Source organism: Aquimarina mytili (assembly GCF_016735115.1).
Classification (GTDB): Bacteria; Bacteroidota; Bacteroidia; order Flavobacteriales; family Flavobacteriaceae; genus Aquimarina; species Aquimarina mytili.
On record NZ_JAERQJ010000002.1, the window covers coordinates 458,605 to 483,798 of the forward strand.

The window sequence follows — 25,194 nt, forward strand, 5'->3', positions numbered from 1 at the left end:
TTAAAAATTATGCCTCAATTCTTATAATTTTAGCTCCAATAGCACGCAAACGCTCATCAATATTTTCGTAACCACGATCTATTTGCTCAATATTATGTATCGTAGATGTTCCTTTAGCACTTAAAGCGGCTATTAATAAAGAAATTCCAGCCCTAATATCAGGAGATACCATCGTAGTTGCTTTTAATGTAGATTGAAAATCATGACCAATAATAGTCGCTCTATGGGGATCGCATAAAATAATTTTTGCGCCCATATCAATTAGTTTATCCACAAAAAACAAACGACTCTCAAACATTTTTTGATGCACCATTACCTCACCTCTGGCTTGTGTAGCTATAACTAGTACTATACTTAAAAGATCAGGTGTAAATCCTGGCCAAGGAGCATCTGCAATTGTCATAAATGATCCATCGATATAACTTTCTATCTCATATCCATCTTTATGAGCCGGGATATAAATATCATCTCCTACGCGCTCTAATGTAATTCCTAGTTTTCGAAAAGTATTAGGTATAATCCCTAGGTTTTCCCAACTAACATTTTTGATAGTAATTTCACTTTTGGTCATTGCCGCCAATCCGATCCATGATCCAATCTCAATCATATCTGGCAAAACTCTATGTTCACAACCACCCAACGCTTTTACTCCTTCTATTGTCAATAAGTTAGAGCCTACTCCAGAGATTTTTGCTCCCATCGAATTAAGCATCTTACAAAGCTGCTGCAAATAAGGTTCGCAAGCCGCATTATATATAGTAGTGGCTCCTTTAGCTAGTACTGCAGCCATAACAATATTAGCTGTACCTGTAACAGAAGCTTCATCAAGTAACATGTAGGTCCCTGTGAGTCCTTCTGGCGCTTCTACACCATAAAATCGTTCTTCTTTGTTATATCGAAATTTTGCGCCAAGATTAATAAAACCTTCAAAATGTGTATCCAAACGCCTTCTACCAATTTTATCACCTCCTGGTCGCGGTATATATCCTTTTCCAAATCTTGCAAGTAAAGGTCCCACAATCATAATGGATCCTCTTAATCCACTTCCCTCCTTCTTAAACTGTTCGCTCTCGAGATATTTTAAGTTTAATTCATCACTCTTAAAAGAATATTTTCCTTTTTCGAGCTTCTGAATTTTTACGCCCAAGTTTCTAAGAATCTCAATTAATTTATTGACATCTCGAATATCAGGAATATTTGAAATTGTTACTTTTTCTGGAGTTAATAATACTGCGCAAAGAATTTGTAATGCTTCATTTTTGGCGCCCTGCGGAATAATTTCCCCTTTGAGCTGGTGCCCTCCTTCTATTTGAAAAGTACCCATTTAGTTTTAATCATTAGTGGTTAATAATAGTAGTTTGGTATAGATTTAGTAGCGTTTTTTACCACGGTTGCGATAATTCTTTTTGCTCGTACTACCAGAATGTTTCTTCTTCTTCCCTCGCATTAAATTAGACGAATCTGTAAGGTCTTCACTGCTTCCTTTTAGATTGATTTTACCATCACTTAATTCAAAAAGATGATCAAAAATTACGCTATCTTCAACGGTATCTTTATTCCAGTTTAGATAACATTTTTTCATATGATTTGCAATAGTAAAAGTCAAGGCGGTTTTTAATTCTCCATCTTCCCAACTATTGGCAACATCGATCATTCTCTTAATATTATTCCCATAAAAACGATACTTAGGAAAATTTTGAGGGTAATCTAATGGATCTGGACGCTCCTGAAGTTTTTCTTTGGTTAAAACCTGAAAAGGTGTATCTACATCAAGTTTAAAATCACTTATAATAAACAATTGATCCCATAATTTATGCTGAAACTCTGGTACATCACGTAAATGTGGTTGTAGATTTCCCATTACTGCTATAATAGATTTTGCAACCTTATTACGCTCATTACGATCTTCAATAGCTACAGCATGGTTTATCATTTTTTGCAAATGACGGCCATACTCAGGTATGATGAGCTTTTCACGCTCAGTGTTATATTCTAAATTATTAATTTCCATAAATTATTTATAAATAAAAAAGTGAAGTATCTCTTATGATAAAAACCATAAAAATAATTCGTTTTGCAAAATACTAAAATAAAATAAGTAAGCTATTGTGCTTCGTAAATTTTATTAGTAACTATGGTATTAAAACAGGTATTTCTATAGCGATATTACTCCCTCTACTTTTGCAGCAACCTCTTTATATTTAAGAATTACTTCGTCAGGATTTTTCATACGTACATTTATAGAAACGCTGGTGTACTTCCCGTTTTTCGATTTTTTGGTACTGATCACCGCTCCAAGATTATCAAATATAGCTTCAATCTGTTTAATTTTAGAAGCATCTGTAGGCACTATAAATTTATACAAATATGCAGTTGGCCAAAGTGCAGTATCAGACAATTGCGCTTTTAATTTTTTATAAAACTCTTCAGGATCATTCATATTCTTTAATAAGCAAATTTCAAGCCAAATATACGTGTTCTGATTTATAAAACCATTGCTAAATCATAAACTGTTCATGAATCTTTTTTAAGAAGAAAGCTTACCTTGAACTAAAGTATTATATTCTTTTTTGGTATCAATGTCTATGCCTTTATGAAAAGCAGAAACAGACTTGGTTTCTTTTTTATACTTTTTAATAATATATCGCGCACCATAATCAGATTTTAGATAAGATAATTCATCAAAATAATATTTCGGAAAAATTGCTGGCGCTCCTAGTTTATCCTTTAAATCTGTAGCTACAATATACTTAGAATTAGTTTCAAATTCAGAAATTAGATTTTTAAAATGCGTTGTATCTATCAATGGCTGATCCACTAATGAAACTAATACCGCATCAAACATCAATTTTTCTTGTATTATTGTTTTAATTGCCACTTGTATTGATGATCCCATTCCTTTCTTCCAATCTTCATTTTTTATTATAGTAATCGGAAAATGATGTATTCGTTCATAAATCGAATCATAATATGCTCCTAAAACCACAAATACCGAAACATCTTCTATTCTTAAAGCTTCTTGTATCGCATGACCTATAAGTGTTGTGCCTTTCCAAGGTAATAATTGTTTAGGTTCTCCCATTCTACTTGAATTACCCGCAGCGAGAATAACATGAGCCACTTTAAGTTTTTGGTGAGAAGACATGTCTACTTTTTCTTTTATGATCATCATGAATCGCCCCATCTTTTTGCTGTAGGGGTATGGGATTTTGATTTCTACAAACAGATAAAATCTCTGCTATTATTGAAATAGCAATCTCTTGCGGTGTTTCTGCCCCTAAATTTAATCCTGCTGGTCCATGAATAGCCTCTAAAAACTCATCCCTAATTTCTGGATAATATTCTATAAATGCCGTCAGAAGTTTTTCTCGACGACGTGCAGGCCCTAAGAGACCTATATATATTGGCGCATACTCTTTTATAGCCTGAAGGTATAATAAATCCTTTGCAAAATTATGAGTCATCAGAATGATTGCTGTTTGATGATCTACATGACTAATTTTTAAATCTTCAGGAGAAAGATTATACACTTTGCTTGCTCCCGGAAATTCATTTAGCCGTTTAGGGTTTTTAGGAGAACCAATTATTTCGATTTCCCAACCTGTTGCTGATGCCAGTTGGCATAATTGAACTGCGTCATGTTCGGTTCCTATAATTACTAGACGAAAACAAGGTTGCATCTTTCTTTGAAAGCTTTCTAAAAGAGTTTGATGAGATATAGTTTCAAAATCCAAAGTATTTGAAAAGGGAAATTCTTGACCAGTTTTAAACCGAACAATAGACCCCATATCAATAGTACTTTGTTCTTTTTTGTGATACAAAGATGTAATTTCAAATGGTGCCCTTGTTGCAAGTTGTCGTTGAATTACAGCAATTACTTTTTCATCAATATCAAAAGTTTCAATCAAGATATATAATACTCCTTCACACCCCAAACGATATTTACCATCATACGTCATGATTTTAGGAATACCTGTTTCAAAAACAGATTGTGCCTGTCTAAAAACTTCTTTTTCTACACAACCGCCACTAACTGCCCCTTTTGAAACACCATTCTTAAGAATGAGCATACCAACACCAGGCCTCCTATAAGAAGAACCTTCAACATCAACTACTGTAGCCATAACAGCAGGAATACCCTGCTGCCTGGCAATAGTATACGATTCAATAATTTCTTTAAACTCGTGCGTCATATCAACTACTTCTACCCTAAAGGTGCTTTAGCTTTCATATGCTTTACGAAAGGCTGCTTGTATAGTCGTATTCCTTTTGCTGCTTTAATTGCATTAGCAATAGCAGCACCAGCAGGAGGTAACGTTGGCTCTCCTAGCCCTGTTGGAGCAATATCATTTTCTATAAAATGAGTTTCAATAACAGGAGTTTCATTAATACGTATTAAGCGATAGGTATTAAAATTTTTATCTATGGGTTCTCCATCTTTAAATGAAAAATCACCATACATTGCATGTCCTATACCATCTATAACTCCTCCTTCAATTTGATTTCTAGCTCCTAAAGGATTTACAACAATTCCGCAATCAACTACGCATGTAACTTTCTTTACTACAGGAGTGTCATTTTCTAAGACAACATCAGCAACTTCGGCTACATGAGTATTATGGCAATAGTATGCACTAAAACCTTGAAAAACTCCTTCTTTGGCATTTCCCCATCCGGATTTCTCTACAGCTACTTTAATCACTTCTTCCAATCGTTCTGGTGAATATTGGATTCGCTCATCTGTAGTACCTTTTACTTTTTGAAGTAAATCCAATCGAAGTTTAATTCGATCAATTTCAAGTATTTCTGCTAATTCATCAAAGAAACTCTGTTCTGCAAATGATAAAAAGTTGGTATATGGTGCACGCCAGGCCCCTGTAGTTATATTACTATCATAAGCGGCAACGTCTACCTGGTAGTTTTCGATAGCGCCTGCGGGGAAAAAGTTAGGAATTAACCCATACATATTGGTATTTACCGAGGCTTCTTTAAGGTGGTATCCGGTGATTTGTCCGTCTTTAATTGATGCGCTAATTTTATATTTTATAGAGGGTCTATATATACCTGCAGACATATCATCCTCTCTAGAGTACACTACTTTTACCGGTTTTTTAGCTAAATTAGATATTTCAGCCGCTTCTAAAGCAAAATCTCCATATAAACGTCTTCCAAAACCGCCTCCCATTCTAGTCATTTCAACAGAAACATCTTTAACATCTCTCTCTAATAATTCGGCAACTCTGCTAGCCGTTCGAGCAGGAGTCTGTATAGGACCAACTAATCTAACTTTTTCTGCAGTAACATCTGCAAAGAAATTCATAGGTTCCATACAGTTATGAGGTAAAAATGGAGATTCATAAGTTCTTTCTATAACTTGATCAGCCCCGGCAAATGCTTTTTTCACATCTCCATCAGCTCGCAGGGTTTTAAACTCTTTACCATTCAGAAGGTCGGTAAGTATTTTGTTATGCTCTTCGGTACTTTCTAATTTTGAATCAGACGTCCAATTTGCATTCAAAGCTTTCTTTCCTTGCATGGCTGTCCAAGTATCTTTTGCCAAAACTGCAATCTTATCACCAAATTTCACCACATCATTTACACCCGATATTGCTTTTGCTGCCGTATCGTCAAAATCAACCAGTTTCTTACCAAATGCAGGCGGTCTCAATACCGAAGCTATTAGCATATTATCTTCTTTGTAATCCAAACCAAATAGAGGTTTACCAGTAATAATTTTATCGATATCAACATTATAGGCATCTGTACCAATGATTTTGAAGTCTTTAGGATCCTTTAAGGTTACATTTTCTGGAACCTGAAGATTAGCTGCTTCTTTTACTACCTCTCCATATCCTAATTTTTCTCCTTTCGAATTGGTGATTACTCCATTATTAGTTTTGCACTCTGAAGCATCTACACCCCATTTGGCTGCAGCGGCGTTAATCAACATTTGCTTAGCCGTGGCACCAGTTTGTCGTAAAGGTTCCCAGCCATGTCGTATAGATTGACTACCTCCAGCTACTTGTCGGGTGAAATTTTTGGTATCCAAAGCACCCTGCACTACATGGACATTTTCCCACAAAACATCTAACTCCTCTGCAATAAGCATAGGCATAGACGTTTTAACCCCTTGTCCTATTTCTGGATTAGGAGAAAAAATTGTTACCATACCATTATCCGCTATTTTAATAAAAGCATTAAAATCATTAAAATTGAGTTGAGATATATCCACAGGAGGAGTAGCTTCTGGTTTGCAAGCTTGAAATAAATTAAACCCAATTAACATTCCGCCACCAGCTAAAGCCGATGTTCTTATAAAAGACCTTCTACTGAAGGAAGGTGATACTATATTTTTCATTATGTGAAGATTTAAATGGGTTAGCTCATTTTACTAGCAGCAAGTTCCACAGCTTTTTCAATTCTATTGTAAGATGCACACCTACATATATTTCCACTCATTGCATCTCTGATTTCTGTTTTGCTAGGGCTTGCATTTTGATTTAGAAATGCTGTCGCAGACATAATTTGTCCTGCCTGGCAATATCCACATTGAGGTACATCAATTTCTTTCCAGGCCTGTTGAACAGGGTGAGAAGTATCTTCAGAAATTCCTTCGATAGTGGTAATTTCCATTTCCTCTACCATAGAAACCTTGAGTAGACAACTTCTAGTAGCCGATCCATCGACATGAACGGTACATGCACCACATTGGCCTATACCACAGCCAAATTTTGTTCCAACCATATCTAAATGATCTCTAAGCACCCACAAAAGAGGGGTGTCCTGATCTGCTTCAACAGCTTGTGACTGCCCATTTATTTTTAAATTGTATACTGGCATGAGTTTTCGTTTTTTGATTTATGTTTAACTAGTCTAAATAAAGTAATTATCGGTTGTTCGCTATTGAAGTTACTAAAAATTCACTTTCACAAATTCAACTTTAACAGAGCTTTATACTTCTCTTAATAGTATTTTTAAAATCCTTTTATAATTCCGAAATTTGTATCAAAATTATTCCTTTGACAAAGAAAAGAATTGTAATTACCGGTGCACCGGGAACAGGTAAAACTTCTGTTATCATCAAACTTGAAGAATCAAAATTCTACTGTTTTCATGAAGTGATACGAACTATGACGCAAGAAGCAAAGAAAAATAACGGCTCTAACACTATGGTTTCAAACCCAATAGTTTCTGTTTCTGATCCGTATGAGTTTAATACCAAAATCCTTAATGCAAGAATACAACAGTTTAAAGACGGGTTATCAAAAGATAATGAGGTATTGTTTTATGATCGAGGTATCCCCGATGTACTAGCTTATATGGATTATTTTGAGCAACAGTATGAAAACCATTTCATAAACGAATGCAAGAAGCATGTGTATGATCATGTCTTTATACTACCTCCCTGGAAAGAGATATACGTATCTGATGAAGAACGTTTTGAGAGTTTTGAGCAGGCCGAAGAGATTCATCATCATTTGTTGAACACATATACCAAATTGGGATACAATTGTATAGAAGTCCCTTTTGGTACCGTTACAGAGCGTAATACATTCATTCTAAAAAACATACTATAGATTGATCAAAACTCCACTCCAAATATTACAACAGTATTGGAAATATGATAGTTTCAAACCATTACAGGAAGAAATTATTGATTCGGTTTTATTAGGTCAAGATACTTTTGCATTGTTGCCAACTGGAGGTGGAAAATCTGTTTGTTTTCAGGTACCGGCACTAATAAAAGAAGGAATATGCGTCGTAATTTCGCCTTTAATTGCTTTAATGCATGATCAGGTACAAAACCTTCAACAAAAAGGCATTAAGGCAATAGCACTCCCCAGTGGAATAAAATATTCAGAATTAGATACTCTTCTCGACAACTGCATCTATGGAAATTACAAATTTTTATATCTCTCTCCTGAACGCCTTCAGCAAGAAATTGTAAAAGAGCGGTTACGCCAAATGAATGTTAACCTGATTGCCATTGACGAAGCCCACTGTATATCCCAATGGGGTAATGATTTTAGACCATCTTATAAAAAGATTAAAATTCTAAGGGAAATACATCCAACGGTGCCCATGATAGCCTTAACAGCTTCTGCAACCACAAATGTGGTTCAAGACATTGTTGTTGAATTGGATCTTTTTCAACCCCAACTTTTAAAGCAATCATTTTTTAGACCCAATTTAGGATATTGGGTAGAACAGGTAACTGATAAAAATTATAAGCTTACTCAGATTCTTGAAAAACACCCGGGAACATCAATTATATATGTACGAAACCGAAGAGCAACCATTGAATTGAGTGAGTTTCTTCATTCTCATGGTATAACAGCGACATATTATCATGGAGGTGTTGACGAAAAAGATAAGGCAGAACGATTTAAGCAATGGGTAAATGAAGAAGTACGAGTAATGATTGCTACCAATGCCTTTGGGATGGGGATAGACAAACCTAATGTGCGCACTGTGATTCATTACAACGTACCTGAAAGTATTGAGAGTTATTTCCAGGAAGCTGGTAGAGCTGGACGCGACGGAAAAGAATCCTTTGCTTTTTTGTTAAAAAACCAGAATGACAACACGCGATTAAACAATCAATTTATAAAAGTATTGCCTAGTGTAGACACCGTAAAATTAGTCTATAGAAAATTGTGCAATTATTTTCAGATATCTTACGGAGAAGGAGAACAATCCACACATGATTTTAATTTTAATGCCTTTTGCAAAACCTATGAACTAAATACGTTAACCTCATACAATACTCTGCAGTTTCTGGATCGTTGTGGTGTGATTAGGTTTATGCAACGGTACACAAAAAAAAGTGCCATACACATTTTAGTAACCGGAAATCATCTTCTGGATTTTTTAAAAAACAATTCACAATACGAATTAGTTACTAAATCTATACTGAGAACATACGGCGGTGTTTTTGATGAAGAGGTAGATATTAATCTTTCTCTTTTAGCTTCAAAAATTGGGACCTCAGAAACAGAAATAATACATGTATTAAATAAGCTAAAAGACGCTGAATTAATTGAGTTTAACTATAAAGTTTTTGATGCCGAAATAATCTTCTTAATGCCAAGAGAAGATGACCATACTGTTAACCGTATAAAACATCATCTTTTAGAGCAAAACAAGTCCAAAATACAGAAAGTAGATGCGATAATACAGTATACAGAAAACACAACAACTTGCAAAAGCAGGTTATTACTTCGCTATTTTGGAGAGCAGGACACTAAAGATTGTGGTATTTGTAGTTTTTGTATGACTACAAAATCAAATACAAGTAAAATTGATGTAAACAAAATTCAAGAGGATATTATAAGGCTTTTACAAGAAAAAAAATTATCTTCAAGGGATTTGATTTCTAAATTAAACTACCCCGAAAAAATAACATTAGAAGTATTGCGAGCAATGAACGAACACCAAATCATAACAATTAATCACGACAACAACTATCAATTAGTATAAAAATGATGAGAGACTTACGAATCATATTTATGGGAACTCCAGATTTTGCTGTAGAAACCTTAAAATCAATAATAGAAAACGATTATAATGTAGTTGGTGTTATTACTGCTCCAGATAAACCAGCAGGTAGAGGAAGAAAACTTAAAGCCTCTGCAGTTAAAGAATATGCTTTATCCAAAAATCTTAATGTATTACAACCCACCAATCTAAAAGATGAAGGTTTTCTTGAAGAATTAAAATCGCTACAAGCAAACCTAAACATTGTGGTTGCCTTTAGAATGCTACCAAAATCAGTATGGAATATGCCAGAATATGGCACTTTTAATTTACATGCCTCATTGCTACCAAATTACAGAGGGGCGGCACCTATTAATTGGACTATTATAAATGGAGAACAAAAAACAGGCATTACAACATTTTTTATTGACGAAAAAATAGATACCGGACATATCATCCTGCAAAAAGAGGTTGATATTGATAATAATGATACAGCAGGCATTCTGCATGATAAACTCATGATCGAAGGAGCAGAATTAGTAATCCAAACCATTAAAATAATAGAAACTAATACTATTGAAGTTAAACCCCAGCCAAAAGACATTAGTTTTAAGACAGCCTATAAACTAAATCGTGACAACACGAAGATTGATTGGAAAAAAAATATTTATACCATTAATAATTTGATTAGGGGTTTGAGTCCATACCCTGCTGCCTGGTGTGTATTACATAATAAAGGAGAAGATCATAACATAAAAATATATAATGCTAAACCCATAGAAGAAGCCCATAACTTTGACATTGGAAAAGTAATTATTGAAGATTCGACTTTAAAAGTCGCAGTAGAAAATGGATATATTATTGTTGATAAACTTCAACTTCCTGGAAAAAAGGCTATGGAATCTAAAGCATTATTAAATGGATATACTTTTTACCGAGATGCAAGAATGTCCTGAAATACTAGTGTAACCGAGGTTTAAAAATTAATAAAAATGATCATTGTTTATTAACAATCGCCTTGAGTTATCAACAAATGCCCGTATTTACTAGGCTAATCCTTGCATGAATCATAAATCCGTATAAATTTGTAAAGCGTTTAACATAAAGATTGGTTTAACCAACAATTAATTTAAAAACAGAATTATGAACAAAACAGAATTAATCGATGCAATGGCAGCTGACGCTGGAATCACTAAAGCAGCGGCTAAAAAAGCCTTAGAATCTTTTTTAGGAAACGTTGAAGGTACTCTTAAAAAAGGAGGACGTGTTTCTTTAGTAGGTTTCGGATCTTGGTCAGTTTCTAGAAGAGCTGCAAGAGAAGGTAGAAACCCACAAACTGGAAAGACTATCAAAATCGCTGCTAAAAACGTTGTGAAGTTTAAGGCTGGTGCTGATTTATCTAGTTCAGTAAACTAATCAGTCCGTTTTCGATATTATTTAAAAAGCTCCCAAAATTGGGAGCTTTTTTTATGGTTTTTCTACAAAAACAGCCGAACTACTTTGATTATTAGAAATAATTATTTAGCTTTAAGATAATCAAAACCATCGTATGATATCACTTCAACCCTCAAAAGGACATCTGTTAGTTGCTGAGCCTTCCATAATTGGAGATGTATCATTTAATCGCTCTGTAGTTCTTTTAGCAGATCATAGTGAACAGGGATCTATTGGTTTTATAATGAACAAACCTTTAGAGTATTCTCTGGCTGATCTTGTGCCAGATATTGAAGCCGATTTCAAAATATATAATGGTGGACCCGTAGAGCAAGATAACCTTTATTTTATCCATAAAGTACCTGATTTAGTTCCTAATAGTGTAGAGATCTCTGGTGGGATTTATTGGGGTGGTGATTTCTCTATTGTATCAAAATTAATTGCCGAAAATAAAATCACCTCTAACGAGATCCGATTTTTTCTGGGATACTCTGGCTGGGATTCTGAACAACTAAACCAAGAACTCGAGGCTAATTCGTGGGTAATTGTAGAAAACAACTATAAAAAGAACATCTTCGGAAAATCTTATGATACCTTCTGGAAAGAAAAAATGATCGAATTAGGAGGCGAATATATGCTTTGGTCTAATGCTCCAGAAAATCCTACATATAATTAATTCTCAAGTCTAATTCTGGCATTTAATACGCCTAATAATCTTTTACCTGTTTTAGTATCGTATTCTTTCTTTCTAAATTTTGTTATAGGTGATATCCCACTAATTACATTTGTAATAAATAATTCATCTGCTTTTTGTAGTTCGAATGGAGAAATTGAGCCTTCCTCAACTTCAAACTCTGGTAATTTTTCAAGAATTCTTAATAATTGAGTTCTAAGTACACCCTTTAGACATCCATCAGAAATAGGAGGTGTTTTAATAAGGTTTCCTTTTACCAAAAACACATTACCATTTAATGATTCAATAATCATTTTATTAGAATTCATTAAAATACAATTATCAAAACCATTTTCTTTCGCAAATATTCCTCCCAAAATATTGACCAGTTTGTTATTTGACTTAATGGTAGAAAGTAAATCTGTAGCTACATAATGGTCTTTAAATAGTGTAACCTCACATCTATTTTCTGAAATCGTATAGAACGATGAATCCAATCGAGAAACTGATATATTATATTCAATATCATTGGAAGATGGCGTATATAATCCACCAGATACTCTATGAACCATCAGTTTTATTCTTGCAGATGAATTTAATAATTCATTTTTTGTAATTAGATCGATTATTTCTTTCTCCAAAAATTCTGGAGTAAAATGCATCGGTATCCGCATTCTTAGAATACGCATCGAAGCCATTAACCTAAAGTAATGATCTTCCCAAAATAAAATCTTTCCAGAGTTAACCCTAATAGTTTCAAATAGAGCATCACCATAAGCGTATCCCCTATTATTCAAAGCAATATTTGCTAAAGTATCTTCAAGTAATTTTCCGTTAATATTAACCATAAAAAAAGTCCCATAAGTGTACTCTTATGGGAGAGATAAATTATTATACAAAAAAAGAATTAAGCCGAACCTAAAACATGTTTCAGATTGCTTATCATATTATCCCAAAGCATCTTATTCTCGTCCATCTCATCATCTTCAGAATAATCGGTAACCATAAGAGAAACGTCTTTTGTTATCTCATCTACCTGAATTCGCATTTCGAAAAAATAATCATTACCGTCATCTTCATCTGCTACCCATCTAAATTTAATACGCTCTCCACTTTTTTTACTTAAAAGTTTAGCTTCTTCTTCAGAGTCATCCCATATAAATGTAAACAACTCACCTCTAGAATTTACGTTATCTGCAAACCATTCAGAAAGCCCAGAAGGAGTAGAAATATATTGATATAATAGTTGTGGCGAAGATTGAACCACGAACTCAAGTTCATATTTTGTTTTTTCAGACATATTATTAATTGTTGATAAGCCAATATATAGATTAATTGTCGACTTTAAAAGGACATTGAAAAAAAAATTAATTCTTCATTATTGTTTGCGACAATCCATTTTGTTTTTATATTTGCACCCGCCTAAGGGATATATGTCAGTATTAATTTTTAATTAAACAGATCATATTTCTAATAAAGCAAAAAATGGCGAGGTAGCTCAGCTGGTTAGAGCGTCGGATTCATAACCCGGAGGCCGGGGGTTCAAGTCCCCCTCTCGCTACAATAAAAAAGGTTGTCTAAAAGACAACCTTTTTTATTTAATATAGTAAATATTGTATTTATTTACTCCTTCAATAGTTTATGGAACATATCCGCCAGACGTATTTCAATAAATTTAATGATATGATCTTCAGATTTTTCATTTTGATACATTGAGAAGACTTTTGATGCATTTCGTTTTTTAAGTGCTTTGAGGTCTCCTTCCGGACTTTTGATATCAAAAGAAGTTAAATCCCATTTGATCAACGAGTTTAAAAGTAATGTATGCGACTCGTATCGTTTTTCGAGTACTTTTTGTCTTTCGAGATCTTCGTCATTTTTCTCTTCTGCACTATTAATCTTAGCACTTAAGACTGTAAACTCATCTCGTATTTGTCGATCAATCTCTCTAGCTTCTTGTACAAGTTTCAGATAAGCTTCATAGAGTTTTTCATTGTAAAATTCGGCAAAGTCAAAATAGGCATCCATAGCCTTTAGATAGCTAATTCCGATTTCTTTATATACTCGCTTATCTTTTTCTTCTGTTTCTTTAAGTTGCTCTCCTAATTCGCTTAACTCTCCTTTTTGATCTTTAATAATATGAGCAAAGCCTTCTTTTTCGGGTAGCGCTAATAATTGTGGTGTAATATCTTTTGGCAAACCTTCAAAACGATACTTTCTATATTGAATTTTAATAGAATCATTATCTTCTTTTGGTTTTTTAGGTTTTCTTTTGAAGTTAATTTTAGGTTTTTTAAGTCCAAATGCATAGTTGTATCCAAAGGTAGCCGTAAACTCGCTTAAATCTCCATTACTTCCACCACTTCTGAACAATTGTACTCCATTAAGATTAAAATTATGTCTTTCTTTTAATGTATAGGTTATAGCACCTCTTAGATTAGCAATATTTGTTTTTGCCGTACTACTATTTGAAGTATTGTATCCTGCGGAAAGTCTTGTATTTAATGTTTTTTCAAAATATCGTTTCCCAATGCTTACCGTTGGCCCCCAGGTAGTAGCTTCTTCGCGACCAATGGTATTATATGTACCATTTACCGATGTACTGATACTGAGGTTTCTTTCTGAAAAATCAATAGTATGCCCTAAATTCATATTATGAAAAGTAGAAGCATCTCCAAGCCTAACAATTCCTCCTTGTTCATTTGCTACATCGTTTAAAGCGTAATTAAGTGTAAGATTTTGACGAGATGTTTCTTTTTGAGAAAGTGTATAACTAATCGTCATTGTAGCCGTTTGAGATAATTGTCTATAGTCTAACTCTTCTATCTGTTCATCAAGTAAATCGGCATCATTAATCTCATCAAATTGATTCGGTTTTATATTGGTAAAGGTTGTAAAATTAGAATATGACCCTGCTATATTAAGCCTTTCTGACACAGCCAAAGTAGCATTTAATGATCCAATTGTTCGGTTGGTATTATTAGCCTTTAAGTTATCCAGGTCATCTCTTTGGTAACCGATATTAATTGCCAAAGTTAATTTATCTTTAAAAAATGTATTCGACACATCGAGCGTAATATTTTCGAAATCATTATTAAAGAAATACGCTCCCAGGGTTTCGTATCCCGGGTCTATGCGTTCATAACCGAGGCCAAGATTTACTCTTCCGATGGCATATCCCAATCGAGTACGTAGGGCATTATAATATTCTGTAGAAGCGCGATTGTTAAAAAAAGCGGCAATTGGCGAAACTTCTGAAAGATCAGTTTCTTCTGATCTAGTATCTTTTGTAATCGCAGTTGCTGCATATTCTGCTTGCAAACTAAAACTTCTTCCCAATTTTACTTCACCTTCTAAACTTATTACTAAATTTTCTTGTGGTAAAACTCCTTTAGCTTCAGGAATAGAATCTATCGAAGTCTGATCATCTTTAGCATAAAAACCAATCACTCCAATCTTATATCGTTCTTTTTCAAAACTAGTTTTGAGTCCATATCCCATTCGGTTAAAAGCAGGAATTGTTCTAGGGTCATCATCATCGTTAGTTGCCTTGAGTAATCGCCCAGCCATTGCACTAACTTTTAGTGGCCCTGGTGGTGTGAGATCTACTCCTCCTCCTGTAAACTGATGACCATTTAATGTATATGGAGAAAAAGTCATATTTACATTACCAATATGACCAGTAATCCATTTATATTTAGGATGAAGACTTATACGATTAAAATCAAAGGGTAATTGATACCCTAAATCTTCTCCCTGATTAGAGAAACTATACGATATCGGAATAGAAAAACTATAAATACTTACGTTTAATGCTCCTTGTAAAAAATAAGTAAATGGTTCTCGGCTATTATTTTGATTGGATGTATAATATACTCCATTTGCAGAAACTTGCCCACTAATTTTAAAGGGTTTGCTTTGAGTAATAGTCTCGTAGTCCAGCGTTTGGCTGAGAGATATAAGAGGTAATAATAAGAATACTAGTAGTAGTTTTCTCAAATGCTTTGCATTAGTAGGTTTTAATCAAAAAGGCTATACTCTGTTTTCCCCTCAACTTCTTAATACTAAAGAAATTGAACGCGCGAAATAACAAAAAATTAAGGAGATTTCAAAGAAAAAACCACTCTAAATAGAGTGGTTTTTTGTCTGTTTTTGCTATTGAAATATAGTGTTCCCTTAGTAGGCTACTTTAACAATTGCGGCTTTATCCAGTATTTTCTCACCGGTCTGAGCCTTAGTGTAATATTGGTGAAGAATGTAAAGCTCTTTTTTATCTTCATTAACTAATGCAAAATCATGCATATAACTTCCAAAATAAAGTTTTGAGGATGATTTCTTTCCATACTCAGTTTCTAGACTGATAGTAGCAACCCCTTCATCCGGAGTAATAGTAGTAAGAAAGTATCTACCTGCTCTTTCGGCCAACATTACATATCTATTATTTGTTAATTCTATGTCTTGAAAACTAAAGCTTTCTCTTTCATTAAAAGATGAATGTAAGGCTCCAAACTTAATAGGCTTAAATGTACCATCAAGCAATGTAAAGTTATATCCTTTATAGTTTGTTACTTTTTGTGGCAAAGAACTATTTGGATCACTAGAAGGCACGGTTGTATTTTCAATATTATCTTTACGTATTACATAATATTCTCCCATTTTATCAATTGAATTGAAATCTACAAGATAATTGTAGTAATTTCTTTTAGTCTCGCCTTCTACTTTGAAAAAATCTTCTGATGTTTCTACATTTAAAACCCCATCCTTGTTAAGAGTAAATATTTCAAACGTGCTGCTTAATAATGATAATTGATGATTGTTTACAATTTTTAATGTATTATCACCTTGATCAATCAGTAATATTGGTGACACTACGCGTTTATACTTCTTTTCGGTACCGTGAGAAAACTTGGTTTGAACCTTGATGTTTCCGGAAGCATCTGTATATAGCATATCAAAATCTGTTTTTGTATACGTTTCAGATTTTTTCCCTTTTTTATGGTATCCAAAAACAGTAACAAAGCCTGTTGGTTCTAGATTTTTGTTGTATACAACTTTACTTGTTACTTTAGGCTTTCTAGGTGTATCAAATGTAAAAGATTGAATTTTTGTTTCTTGAGTTTCTTCATTAAAAGATAACATCTTATAATCAGAATCATCTTTCTCTTTTACAAACCAAACAATATGATTTTTACCTATAGCATTATCGCTATCTCTTACGACTTCATATCCATCTAATTCTGGATTATCTTTAAGATTAATTAGATCTTTCTTTTCAGTCTCGCTCATGTATCCTTTAAAAGGTACATATCTAAAAAAGGCCTTACGGGATATCATCCAGGGTTTTATATTTTTTAAACCCAATAAGCCTTCTCCTTTAAACTTCATCTCTGTCAATGATAACAGTTCTTTATCTAATTGAGGAGCATACTTATAAGCGGTATTAAGATCATTATAGTGATACTCTAACCCCGTACCTGTTTCAAAACCTGTAATATCAATAACATTTTCTTTAGGTCTAAAAAACACTTTTTTCCCTTCCGGAAGTTCTTCTATTTTATGAAATAAGTTTCGCTTGGTTTCTGTCGCTGTAAGATCTTGAGTAGATACCACACCCTCCATAACTACGGGTATAGTCGTATCATTATACATATTATCTTTTGCCATAGAAGAGAACATTTTTCCAAAAAAGCCTTTGCTATCATGCTCTCTTTTGGCTGCTTCCATTTCTTCTACGCTACTTATAAATTGTGACCCTCTGACATGGCTATAAGCATATAAATAGATTTTATTTTCTTCTTTATCCAACGCCCAATTAAGCATATGGGCACCCCCTAACTTACCTATATTAGGAATATCAAGTAGTACAGAATCTTTAATAGCACCCTGGCTTATTGATAGGTTGCTATAACATAGAAAAATAGTAGATAGTAGTATTTTTAGAAAATTGGGGTTCATTATTGTTTATTTAAGTTATTTGAAGTTGCTAATTTAGGTAATTTTGGGACGACTTTGAGATAATAATCACTTTGAAAAAAGATTCTTTGATTAGAATTAAAGACAAATCTTGATATAAGATTATTACACTATTCTTGTAAAACTAGTTCGGTTGTATAATTATCATTAGAATTATTTTTCTGACTTTTCCTTTTTACCTAATAGAAATTTGATTCCTTTAATTTTATTTTCTGCGGTATTTGGCATTTCGGGTAATTTACCGGTTTTCTTAAACGTATTGTAATTTTTATAGAACATAATTGAACCAACCACAAAGCTAGCTACTCCTAGTAATATTATTATAATGCTCAAGATAACAAGTACAACAATCCTAATACTAGATTCTGGGGCTCCGATTATATAGGTATTGTCTATTATTAATTTTTCTAATAATCTTTTATTATCAAACTTGGCTTGTACTTGGCCTAACTCTACTAGTTTCTCATTCGAAATCACAATAGGCAAAAAATCTTCTGGCGAAGTATCTGTGATTAGTTTTTTATCCTTAAAAAATTTAAATAGTCCAAGATGAGTTTTCTCTGTGGTATTAAATACTCTCTGAAATCTTTCTCCATTAAAAAAATTTCCCTCTAGTTTAATATATTTTGTGGTATTTTCATTCAAAAAATCAGCCTCTAAACTTCCTAATTCGCGAGTCTCTAAAGTTTCATTCTTAGACTCCATAGCAGTTTTATATATTAATGGCCCTGCAATAAAAGTAGCACTAAGACTTACAGCCAAGAAAAAGCTAAATTTTAATGTATAATCCAGAAGTTTCATTATATCGAAAATTAAAATATGATTCCTTTTTATGAATATTTAAAGATATCTAAATCCATAAAAACAAAGCATTATTTTTCATAACTAATACTTATTAATGATTATGCGCAAGGATCCTCATATATTTTCAATTTCAGTTTATCTAAACTATCATTCATAAGATTCATCCAATTTAATCCTAATACTTTATTCTCTTTATTTATTTCTAAAACCTTCATCGCATATTCATAAAGGATTTTGAGGAATAATTTTTCTTTTAATATAACATTATCAAAAAGGCTATGAACTATTCTTACTTCATCAATCTCAAAATCATTACCTGTAGCAAAATCGCCCCCATCTAAATTAGAGTATGTTTCTAAATAACATAACTCATCTCCTCCTCCTCCTTCAGAATTTAACAAACTTGTAATAAAACTTGGTAAGCTCTTTAAAGAAGTTCCCAATAAAAAAAATCGCAAAGAATCCATTTCATGAGAAAATACAATATCAAATCCTCCTGAAACTTCTTTTGAATTTTCTATAAATTTCCAAGTTAATTCTTTCATCATTTAAAATAAAATGTTTCTATTACCCCATTTCTAAACCATCCTTCAATTTCATACCCCTCTGTTGTATTACCATTAAATTTCGTAGGAACGGTACCTCCGTTTTTATTTGCCGCGTCTTGAACAGCTTCTTTAATTGCTTTTTCTAACTTAGCATCTGTCCAAACAGATGGATCGTATAAAGTTTTTTCAAAATGTTTAGTTGATGATTTACCCTTTGTATTACCTGTAGTATATCCTTTGTTTACATTTACTCCATTCACATTTTCAACCAATCTACCATCAGTTGAAGGTACTCTATACTCTATAGCTTTAACACCTGGTACCGAATGGCTTTTTTCAGCCATAATTATTACTTCTTCGACTTCATCAAGTTTTTTACCAGCAGCTACATTATAATTAGCATTGTTTACAGCATTGACCTGTCTAAGCTTATTAAATTCATTAATATCATGACATCCTACAATATCTCTTCTTGCTAAATCACTCAAATCTCTATACTTAACATGCTTTATAGCACCAGGGACATCCATTTGAGAAAAATCTAACCCTTTATTTACAGGTTTAAACCCAACTTCATCTCCACTTTTAAGTATATCATGACCATCAACTGGTTTCCCAACGGGCGTTCCATCCTCCAGGAACTTTTTCATTTCCAGTTTATCTTTTACAATTCTGGCAACTTCTTCACTTTTACCATCTAACGCCCTTACTACCTTAACCTCGCCGGCTTTTATTCCACTAAATTTAAGAGGTAAAGATGATTCAAAAATCTCATCAACTTTGTTTAATCCATTTATAAAATTCTGTATCGACTTGACTTTGGATCCTCCGTTAAAAATTTCTTCAAGACCATTAAAACCAGATTTTCCAGCATATTCAAATCTATCACTGATTTTGGCAAGAACTTCAATATTTCCGTCTAAACGTCTAATATCTCTATGATTCCTTAAAATCTTCCATGCTTTAGCTAAATTAGGTTCTGCAACAAATTTTGCCACTTTACCAGCATTAGTAAAATCAAAATCTTTAGCAAATTTCTCAAGATCATCTCCTAATTCATCCAAATTCTTTAATAAATCAGGATTGTTATCTAAAGATTTTACCCAATCCTTGAAACTTTTGTTACTAACGGCAAAGTCGTCAATTTTAGATAACACCTTTGCCTGTGTATCTCCAACATTATCTAATGCCTTAAGAGCATCTTCATACTCTTTTTTAACGTCTGGATTAGTTTTCGGATCTTTTATTTTTTTCTCAACATCTGATATATAATCAACAATTTCATCATCAGTTAAAGGTTTTCCATCTTTCTTTACATCTAATTCTTCTAATATTTCTCTACGCTCTCTTTTACTTGCCTTTTTAAGATATGCTAGTCCTTTTGCTCCTCCTTTATTAATTAAATCATAACTAGTTTTAGCTGCGAATAAATATCCCACATAACCCCATTCTTTTGGCATGTTAACATTGGCCACTTTTAAACCTAAATCTGTAACGGTATAAGTAAAATCAAGTAATGTATACCAATGCTTTCCAGCCATTGCTAGTTTAGTTCCTGCACTAGCTCCTCTAATAGCAGTTATTGCCGCAGCTCCTTCTCCAAACGTAGCTACAGTTATAATAATATTAAATGTATTCCATCCAAAATTACTCCACTGTTGTTCATATTTTTTTTGTTCTAAATAATCTATAAAAATCGCAGGAACAACAATCATTTTTCCACATAATTCTCTTTCTCCTTCACCATCTTTACAAGCACTTGCAAAAGGTGAAACATCATTAAGGACAGTAATTCCTACAAGATCAAACGGAGAACTACCATTTGGTAATAACTGTCTTTCTTTATTACAAACTTTTCTGTAAGTTCCAGTTTTTTCAACAAGAACTAGATCATATGAATCACAAGTTTTAATACCAACAGTATGATTTTTAGAGTTATAGTGATAGGTAAAATCATTATTATCAATAACAAAAGAAACTATAACATAATCCTTTTGTTTTACGTCCCAAATTATTGAAGTTTTTACATCAAGATTTCCATTTGCCAATCTATTTTTAGCATCAGATAATCTTTTTATTTCGTTAAAAAAAACGGTATAAGAATCATCAGTATTTAAGAAATCTGACAATTTTTCTTTTAAATGATATAACAATGGATCTTCATCAATACTATAAAGCTCTGTAGATTCTAAATGTTTAAAAAATTCGGTTGCCTCTTCATCTTTGACTGACTTAACTATTTTAGCAACTATAGCATCTTCATTATTACCAAACATATTATAAAGTCTCTTATTTAAAAGAACTTCTAACATTCTTAGTTTGGATCGTACGTGAAGAGACTTTAAATCAGCATCTGTTAGTGCATATGCTATTTCAAAAAGAACATCCCTATTATCATTTTTAAACAGCTCTTTATTATTGATAACTTCAGTTAACAGAAGCGTTAAATCTTCTTTGCTTAGCGATGTCAGCATTTTTTTAATCATGGAAACATCACTTTTTCCTGAGCTAAGAAAATCATCGGTAATAAATAAATTATGCTCAAAAATTGCAGATAATATTTTTATACGCTCGTCAATAGATAAGGTTTTTATAAACTCTTCGTTCAGATAATAAATTGCTGCATACAAATTTTCCTCTGAAGACTCTGTGTTTAATTGATTACCGTATGCATCTATTTTGTTATCTACTTTTTTTATAGCTTCAAGATATAATGCCAATGCATTATCCTGATCCCAAAAGGCATCCCTAGCTTTCTTGTACAAAGCTTTATCACTTAACCAAAAAATGTTTTTTAGTTCCTTATCAGAATCATCTTGAATTTGCGCAACAAGCACGCTATAATCCACACCTGATTTGCTAGAACAACTATATTTACTAATAGCTCTTAAATTAGCATCATCATTATCATTTTTAACTAAATGATTGTAGGTATTATAGAATTTTTCCCCTTTAGGACATAAATCGCATGCTTCAGGAGACGGAACATTCTCCTTAAAAAGCTGACTATTTGCTACAAAATCTGTATTAGATAATGGTGTTTTGTTTCCACCGCTATTCCAATCATTTTTATCTGCAGTATTACCAAAACTTCGACTATAAAGATTAATCCCACAAATATTCCCTTCTTTTTTAAATTTACCCAAATAGACTGTTACCTGCTGGGGAAGATTTCTTGAAAAATTGTCCCTATAAACAACATCTTTCCATTTTTTAGTATTAGAAGTTTCTTTCAAGTATCCTGCAAAATCTTCTTCAGTCGTATTCCATTTACCTGAAGCATATCGTTCTAGCACACCATTTTCTGGGACCGTAAAAGCCAAAAGCGCACCATTCTTCTTAAATGTAACATCCTGTGCATTAGATGGTAGCGAAATTATCTTTCCGGCAGAAGATATAAAAGAAATACTCTCTCCTTCAAAATTAGCCAAGTGAGATTTAAATTCCCCTGGAACAACATCCAGACCAACTAAGAACTGGTATGTTCCATATTCACCTTCTTCATCATCCTGAAACAAATATAATTTAAAGTCTGGGTTATGAATTTGCGCCCAATCTAAATGAGATAATTGTATACCATTGCCATAATCCATTAACCAATCTGTAGCTCCTATAGAAGTACCTAGTTCTGAAAATGGATGTTCTAAACCGAAGACTCCATGCCCCAGTTCATGAGCTATAGTGGCAGATATATTACTTTTTCCTTCTTCTTCTTTTGAAACATTACCACTAAATATAAATCCAAACTGTCTTTTGATTGGCATGAACCCGGCAACACCATCTCTACTTGGTCTGATATTATTACCAAAAACAAATAAATAATACGATTCTAAAGATGTTGATGTACTCGACTTATACGATCTAATAATGGCTTGTTGTTCATTGGTGTAATTAGCAAACACACCGCTTTCGCCCATTAAGATATTATCTCCACCATATACTGATGGATCAACGGTAAATTCATTAGCAATTGTAAGATTAACATTTACAGAAGCTTTACCGAATATGTTATTAACTTCAGAACGAATTTGAGATTCGCTTATAGAAACTCCCTGCACCGGGATAATAGTTACATTAACATCCTTTTTTGACAAGTGCCAAAGAGAGAACACTCCCGCTATGCTTTGTTTTTCTTCAGAATTTTCTTCTGGTTGTAAAGTCACATAAATATTCTCATGTTCAAAAGAATAATACCCTTTTAAGTCTATACTTATGGTATTACCAGAAATTTCGCTTTTTAAAAGCTCCCCGTTTGATGTCTTTACAACAAGTCTATCTGCGGATATATTACTATCCGAAATTTCAATTTTTCCTTTTAGTATATCTGCACCTCCATTAGCAACAGCTTTATTGATAATGTTATAAGGTTTGCCATCTGCATCATTAATTATTTCGTAATATTTCCCTAGATCATTTTCAAGACCCGATGGTAATTCATCAAAACCATAGGCATAACTACTATCATCTTCAAAGGTTACTTTAATTCCTTTTGCAGTAAGCTGTTCTACATTTCCATCTTTATCGACTCCTGGAGTGTTTTCAGGAGTAACTCCTCCTCCTTCTGCCATTGGTCCACCTTCTCTAATATTTCCTTCTTCATCAATATGAAATGTATCACTAGACCCATCATTATTTCTATCTCTAATCACCACGTCATCTCCAGCTGGATAATCTGTAGTAACACCACTAACCGGGTGTGTTACTGTGATACTACCATCCTCATTTACAGTAATATCATCTATCGTAATATCAAAGTCCAAGTCGATCTCTTTAATATCATTATCTCCTTCAAAAAGCTCTCCTATTTCGTTTACTGATCCCATGCCTCCCCAATCTTCGTCATAATCAGTAACCACAATACCATCGATAAGCTGATAATCTGTATTAATCTTAACATTATCGAAACTCACCATAATTTTAGTATCCTGTAAATAAGGAACTACAATAAATCCCCATCCCGAAAATGTGCCATCGCTACCATTAATTTCTCGTACAGTAACCGGAAAATCTCCTGCAGTGAAGGTTTCATTAGCTCCCATAAACTCCAATGGATCCTGGTTATTGATTACTATCTCTGGAGTAATCCCACAATTATAGGTTGACTCTTCATCATCGGCAAGGGTGGTCGTAAACTCATATATTTGCGAATAGGTATACGGACCATTATCCAAGCATTGTCCACCTACTCTAAACTCATATGTTGTTCCAGGTTCTAAGTTATAAATGCTGGTGTATTCATTAATTGTACCTCCTTCAAACCATATACTACTTTCTGCATCCTTTTTGCGATATTCTACATTATAGCGAATATGATCTACTCCTTGCCAAAGAATTTTCTCGGTAGTAGGATTTTTTCCTTCTGCCAAAACATATGCAGGTTCTGCACAGTCTGCGGTATATGTAAAATGATTAATTTCACTAAATCCATCATTTTTAAATACTGAAGTTTCACTAATTCCATCATTAACAACAGCTCTTACTCGCCATCCATACATTTTATCAGGTAGTAACTGTGGTTCTGCAGGGCCATATAATAAAGTGGTTGCTCTAGTTGTTGTTTGATACAATGGACGACTCGCCAGAAAGCCTGCTTGCGGATCCATTTGGGTATCCCACAACTCTGAGATCGTAAACTCATATTGTACATTTGTAGCATTTAAATGACGTGGAGTCCAGTCAAAAACAATATTCTGAGGGTTACGTACCAAAACTTGCTCACCACGTTTAGGGGTATTTAAAAATGGTGGATCATTAAGTACTAAATATACCGTTGCACAGCTTTTACGAGAAATTTGGCGGTTTGATAATGCATCATATACCTCAAAGCAAAATCGATACAAACCTTCTTTTAATGGAACACTATATTGAAGAGGATTAATCCCTCTTAAATTCTGAAGTTCGAAATAGGGGCGTAAATCTATATTACTTAATCGTAAAGGAACACCACCATCTAAGAAAATCGGATTAGCTCCGATAACAACATCACTGCTCTGTACAGATAAACCTGCGTTATTCTCTAAATAAAATTTTAATCTTACCTGACGATTCGATTCTGTAATATCAGTTAATAATAAGTTTAATAATAACTTTTCTGAAGCCGATGAACCATACTCTGATAGTTTTAAACTATATGGCGGAATGATTTGTGGTGTTACATTAACAGGAAAAACCTGGGCGTTTACAGTTAATGAAAACAGAAATAGTATATGTAAAAAATAAAATGTAACTTTTTTTAGCATAATAATGTCTTTCAATATATTAAAGTATGTCTATGACTTTACCTTC

General features: G+C 33.3%; 19 protein-coding genes and 1 tRNA gene. 6 read left to right on the forward strand and 14 right to left on the reverse strand.

Going from position 1 to position 25,194, the window contains the following annotated elements; all coding sequences use genetic code 11:
• Positions 1–7: 7 nt before the first annotated feature.
• From murA to JJQ60_RS06930, 7 genes are all read right to left on the reverse strand, one after another.
• Complete coding sequence (gene murA, locus JJQ60_RS06900) at positions 8–1,324, reverse strand: UDP-N-acetylglucosamine 1-carboxyvinyltransferase (protein WP_201918039.1); 1,317 nt, start codon at positions 1,322–1,324, stop codon at positions 8–10.
• Between the two features lie 45 nt (positions 1,325–1,369).
• Complete coding sequence (locus JJQ60_RS06905; RefSeq protein WP_201918041.1) at positions 1,370–2,011, reverse strand: DUF4290 domain-containing protein; 642 nt, start codon at positions 2,009–2,011, stop codon at positions 1,370–1,372.
• 144 nt (positions 2,012–2,155) lie between these two features.
• Entirely contained in the window at positions 2,156–2,440 is a 285-nt protein-coding gene (locus JJQ60_RS06910) for a DUF493 family protein (protein ID WP_201918043.1), read from the reverse strand.
• Between the two features lie 87 nt (positions 2,441–2,527).
• Entirely contained in the window at positions 2,528–3,172 is a 645-nt protein-coding gene (locus JJQ60_RS06915; RefSeq protein WP_201918045.1) for a nucleotidyltransferase family protein, read from the reverse strand.
• On the reverse strand, positions 3,123–4,193 hold the full coding sequence (locus tag JJQ60_RS06920; protein ID WP_201918047.1) for an XdhC family protein: 1,071 nt from the start codon (positions 4,191–4,193) through the stop codon (positions 3,123–3,125). Before JJQ60_RS06920 ends, JJQ60_RS06915 begins: the two co-directional genes overlap by 50 nt.
• An 11-nt stretch (positions 4,194–4,204) precedes the next feature.
• Positions 4,205–6,358 carry a xanthine dehydrogenase family protein molybdopterin-binding subunit gene (locus tag JJQ60_RS06925; RefSeq protein ID WP_201918049.1) on the reverse strand — a complete coding sequence of 718 codons (2,154 nt, stop codon included), beginning with the start codon at positions 6,356–6,358 and terminating at the stop codon, positions 4,205–4,207.
• A gap of 20 nt (positions 6,359–6,378) precedes the next feature.
• Entirely contained in the window at positions 6,379–6,840 is a 462-nt protein-coding gene (locus tag JJQ60_RS06930; protein WP_201918051.1) for a (2Fe-2S)-binding protein, read from the reverse strand.
• A 179-nt stretch (positions 6,841–7,019) separates the two neighbouring features.
• Between JJQ60_RS06930 and JJQ60_RS06935 the strand changes: the two genes are divergently transcribed.
• The 5 genes from JJQ60_RS06935 (at position 7,020) to JJQ60_RS06955 (ending at position 11,587) form a co-directional block, all read left to right on the forward strand.
• Complete coding sequence (locus JJQ60_RS06935) at positions 7,020–7,577, forward strand: AAA family ATPase (RefSeq protein WP_201918053.1); 558 nt, start codon at positions 7,020–7,022, stop codon at positions 7,575–7,577.
• A gap of 1 nt (position 7,578) precedes the next feature.
• Positions 7,579–9,480, forward strand: coding sequence for a RecQ family ATP-dependent DNA helicase (locus JJQ60_RS06940; RefSeq protein ID WP_236669058.1), 1,902 nt, complete (start codon positions 7,579–7,581; stop codon positions 9,478–9,480).
• A gap of 5 nt (positions 9,481–9,485) precedes the next feature.
• Positions 9,486–10,433, forward strand: coding sequence for a methionyl-tRNA formyltransferase (fmt, locus tag JJQ60_RS06945; protein ID WP_201918227.1), 948 nt, complete (start codon positions 9,486–9,488; stop codon positions 10,431–10,433).
• A 187-nt stretch (positions 10,434–10,620) separates the two neighbouring features.
• The gene (locus tag JJQ60_RS06950) at positions 10,621–10,893 is read left to right on the forward strand and encodes an HU family DNA-binding protein (protein WP_024769076.1); all 273 of its coding nucleotides are present in this window, start codon (positions 10,621–10,623) and stop codon (positions 10,891–10,893) included.
• Positions 10,894–11,026: 133 nt separating this feature from the next.
• Positions 11,027–11,587 carry a YqgE/AlgH family protein gene (locus tag JJQ60_RS06955; RefSeq protein ID WP_201918055.1) on the forward strand — a complete coding sequence of 187 codons (561 nt, stop codon included), beginning with the start codon at positions 11,027–11,029 and terminating at the stop codon, positions 11,585–11,587.
• Here JJQ60_RS06955 and JJQ60_RS06960 read toward each other — a convergent pair.
• Together JJQ60_RS06960 and JJQ60_RS06965 are read right to left on the reverse strand one after the other, a co-directional pair.
• Complete coding sequence (locus JJQ60_RS06960; RefSeq protein WP_201918057.1) at positions 11,584–12,432, reverse strand: aminotransferase class IV; 849 nt, start codon at positions 12,430–12,432, stop codon at positions 11,584–11,586. The genes JJQ60_RS06955 and JJQ60_RS06960 overlap by 4 nt on opposite strands.
• A gap of 59 nt (positions 12,433–12,491) precedes the next feature.
• Complete coding sequence (locus JJQ60_RS06965; protein ID WP_201918059.1) at positions 12,492–12,884, reverse strand: START-like domain-containing protein; 393 nt, start codon at positions 12,882–12,884, stop codon at positions 12,492–12,494.
• 187 nt (positions 12,885–13,071) lie between these two features.
• Here JJQ60_RS06965 and JJQ60_RS06970 point away from each other — a divergent pair.
• A tRNA-Met gene (locus JJQ60_RS06970) sits at positions 13,072–13,145 on the forward strand.
• A gap of 62 nt (positions 13,146–13,207) precedes the next feature.
• Here the strand turns inward: JJQ60_RS06970 and JJQ60_RS06975 are convergent.
• The 5 genes from JJQ60_RS06975 to JJQ60_RS06995 form a co-directional block, all read right to left on the reverse strand.
• Positions 13,208–15,583 (reverse strand): hypothetical protein, encoded by a 2,376-nt coding sequence (locus JJQ60_RS06975; RefSeq protein ID WP_201918060.1) that lies wholly within the window; start codon positions 15,581–15,583, stop codon positions 13,208–13,210.
• A gap of 177 nt (positions 15,584–15,760) precedes the next feature.
• Complete coding sequence (locus tag JJQ60_RS06980; protein ID WP_201918062.1) at positions 15,761–17,539, reverse strand: hypothetical protein; 1,779 nt, start codon at positions 17,537–17,539, stop codon at positions 15,761–15,763.
• Positions 17,540–17,710: 171 nt separating this feature from the next.
• Entirely contained in the window at positions 17,711–18,358 is a 648-nt protein-coding gene (locus JJQ60_RS06985; RefSeq protein WP_201918064.1) for a hypothetical protein, read from the reverse strand.
• A gap of 101 nt (positions 18,359–18,459) precedes the next feature.
• Positions 18,460–18,909, reverse strand: coding sequence for a hypothetical protein (locus tag JJQ60_RS06990; RefSeq protein WP_201918066.1), 450 nt, complete (start codon positions 18,907–18,909; stop codon positions 18,460–18,462).
• Positions 18,906–25,148, reverse strand: coding sequence for an EndoU domain-containing protein (locus JJQ60_RS06995; RefSeq protein WP_201918068.1), 6,243 nt, complete (start codon positions 25,146–25,148; stop codon positions 18,906–18,908). The genes JJQ60_RS06990 and JJQ60_RS06995 overlap by 4 nt, the downstream gene beginning before the upstream one ends.
• Positions 25,149–25,194: the final 46 nt, after the last annotated feature.

Bases quoted from the DNA above. Each gene is read 5' to 3' on its own strand.
- murA (WP_201918039.1), bottom strand. From the start codon at position 1,324: ATGGGTACTTTTCAAATAGAAGGAGGGCACCAGCTCAAAGGGGAAATT.
- JJQ60_RS06905 (WP_201918041.1), bottom strand. From the start codon at position 2,011: ATGGAAATTAATAATTTAGAATATAACACTGAGCGTGAAAAGCTCATC.
- JJQ60_RS06910 (WP_201918043.1), bottom strand. From the start codon at position 2,440: ATGAATGATCCTGAAGAGTTTTATAAAAAATTAAAAGCGCAATTGTCT.
- JJQ60_RS06915 (WP_201918045.1), bottom strand. From the start codon at position 3,172: ATGATGATCATAAAAGAAAAAGTAGACATGTCTTCTCACCAAAAACTT.
- JJQ60_RS06920 (WP_201918047.1), bottom strand. From the start codon at position 4,193: ATGACGCACGAGTTTAAAGAAATTATTGAATCGTATACTATTGCCAGG.
- JJQ60_RS06925 (WP_201918049.1), bottom strand. From the start codon at position 6,358: ATGAAAAATATAGTATCACCTTCCTTCAGTAGAAGGTCTTTTATAAGA.
- JJQ60_RS06930 (WP_201918051.1), bottom strand. From the start codon at position 6,840: ATGCCAGTATACAATTTAAAAATAAATGGGCAGTCACAAGCTGTTGAA.
- fmt (WP_201918227.1), top strand. From the start codon at position 9,486: ATGAGAGACTTACGAATCATATTTATGGGAACTCCAGATTTTGCTGTA.
- JJQ60_RS06950 (WP_024769076.1), top strand. From the start codon at position 10,621: ATGAACAAAACAGAATTAATCGATGCAATGGCAGCTGACGCTGGAATC.
- JJQ60_RS06955 (WP_201918055.1), top strand. From the start codon at position 11,027: ATGATATCACTTCAACCCTCAAAAGGACATCTGTTAGTTGCTGAGCCT.
- JJQ60_RS06960 (WP_201918057.1), bottom strand. From the start codon at position 12,432: ATGGTTAATATTAACGGAAAATTACTTGAAGATACTTTAGCAAATATT.
- JJQ60_RS06965 (WP_201918059.1), bottom strand. From the start codon at position 12,884: ATGTCTGAAAAAACAAAATATGAACTTGAGTTCGTGGTTCAATCTTCG.
- JJQ60_RS06980 (WP_201918062.1), bottom strand. From the start codon at position 17,539: ATGAACCCCAATTTTCTAAAAATACTACTATCTACTATTTTTCTATGT.
- JJQ60_RS06985 (WP_201918064.1), bottom strand. From the start codon at position 18,358: ATGAAACTTCTGGATTATACATTAAAATTTAGCTTTTTCTTGGCTGTA.
- JJQ60_RS06990 (WP_201918066.1), bottom strand. From the start codon at position 18,909: ATGATGAAAGAATTAACTTGGAAATTTATAGAAAATTCAAAAGAAGTT.
- JJQ60_RS06995 (WP_201918068.1), bottom strand. From the start codon at position 25,148: ATGCTAAAAAAAGTTACATTTTATTTTTTACATATACTATTTCTGTTT.